This window comes from Microbacterium umsixpiens, assembly GCF_053543675.1.
Window position 1 is genome coordinate 42,458 of record NZ_JBLVOH010000019.1, and the last position, 1,355, is coordinate 43,812.

The window sequence follows — 1,355 nt, forward strand, 5'->3', positions numbered from 1 at the left end:
TCGGCAGGGGCGTCAGCTGATCGCGACGCGGATGCGGTCCGCGAGGAACTCCAGGTCGGCCTTCGTGAGATCCGTGACCGCGTAGGCGGTCGGCCAGACGGTGCCGTCGTCGAGGTTCGAGATGGGCTCGAAACCGAACGTGCCGTAGCGCACCTTGAACTTGCTCGCGGGCTGGAAGAAGCAGAGCACCTTGCCGTCGCGACCCCACGCCGGCATCCCGTAGTAGGTGCGGGGCACGAGCTCAGGGGCGACCTCGGAGACGAGGGCGTGCAGCTTGTTCGAGAGAGCCTGGTCTTCGGGCGTCAGCTTCTCGATCGCCTCCTTGATGTCGGCCTCACCCGCGGCGCGCAGCTCTTCGGGCGACTTCTTCGCCCGGGAACGACGGGTGCGGGCCTCCTTCGCGGCGGCCTGCATGGCTTCGCGTTCCTCGGCGCTGAAGTTCTTCTCTTTCTCGGCCATGGTCGGTCCTCTCGATGTGCTGCTGGTGTGGGATTCAGACTACGTACGCTCGGCCGCGGTGTGCTTCTTGATTCGTGATCGATCCTCGACGGCACCTCGACTGCCAGACTGACGCCATGACGACAGTCTTCACCGGCCGCATCCGCCCGCTCTCCCCGAGCGCTGACGCCGAAGTGGAGGCGATGGTCGTCCACGACGGAACGATCGTCGCCGTCGGGACGACGGACGACCTCCTCCGCCGCTTCCCGGATGCCGAGACCACAGCCCTCGACGGCTGGGTCATGCCCGGTTTGATCGAGCCGCACGGGCATCCGGGCTTCTCCGCGATCCTGCTCTCCGATCTCGTGGTCGACCTCCGTCCCGTCGTGATCCCCGAGGCGGAAGGCGTCCTCGCGGCGCTCCGAGCGGCGGTGGCGGATGCCGGCGGCGAAGCGGTTTTCGCGAACGGGTGGGATGCTCTGCTGCAGCGTGGACTGCCCGACCCCGACATCCGCTTCCTCGACGAGCTCGCGGGCAACGTGCCCCTCGTCGTCATCCACAACTCCGGTCATTCCGTGTACTTCAACACCGCGGCCGCGCTCGCCGCAGGCATCGATCGGGAAACCCCCGATCCGGTCGGCGCCTCGTTCGGCCGTGATGCCGCGGGGGAGCTCACGGGCGTCGCCCTCGAGGCCGCGGCGGTCGAGCAGGTCGTGGCGCCGATGCTCGCGAAGGCGCAGGAGCATCTCCCCCGGATCCTCCCCGCGCACCTGCACGACCTGGCATCCCGGGGCATCACGACGGTGTCGGACCTGTCGTGGAACCCCGAGCTCAACCCGCTCATCGACGCCCTTCGTGCGCAGGGTGCGATGCCCGTGCGGCTGCGGTGGTACGAGATGTCCCGTCCCCGCGGCGTC

At 68.6% G+C, this 1,355-nt stretch carries 2 protein-coding genes; one reads left to right on the forward strand and one right to left on the reverse strand.

The annotated features are described in order from the left end of the window. Positions 1–12 precede the first annotated feature (12 nt). Complete coding sequence (locus tag ACNPM4_RS01910) at positions 13–459, reverse strand: DUF1801 domain-containing protein (protein ID WP_105711476.1); 447 nt, start codon at positions 457–459, stop codon at positions 13–15. A gap of 116 nt (positions 460–575) precedes the next feature. Between ACNPM4_RS01910 and ACNPM4_RS01915 the strand changes: the two genes are divergently transcribed. Then, a partial coding sequence (locus ACNPM4_RS01915) for an amidohydrolase family protein (RefSeq protein WP_448984506.1) occupies positions 576–1,355 on the forward strand: 780 nt, incomplete at its 3' end.

Coding starts and splice junctions, on each gene's coding strand:
- ACNPM4_RS01910 (WP_105711476.1), bottom strand. CDS start 459: ATGGCCGAGAAAGAGAAGAACTTCAGCGCCGAGGAACGCGAAGCCATG.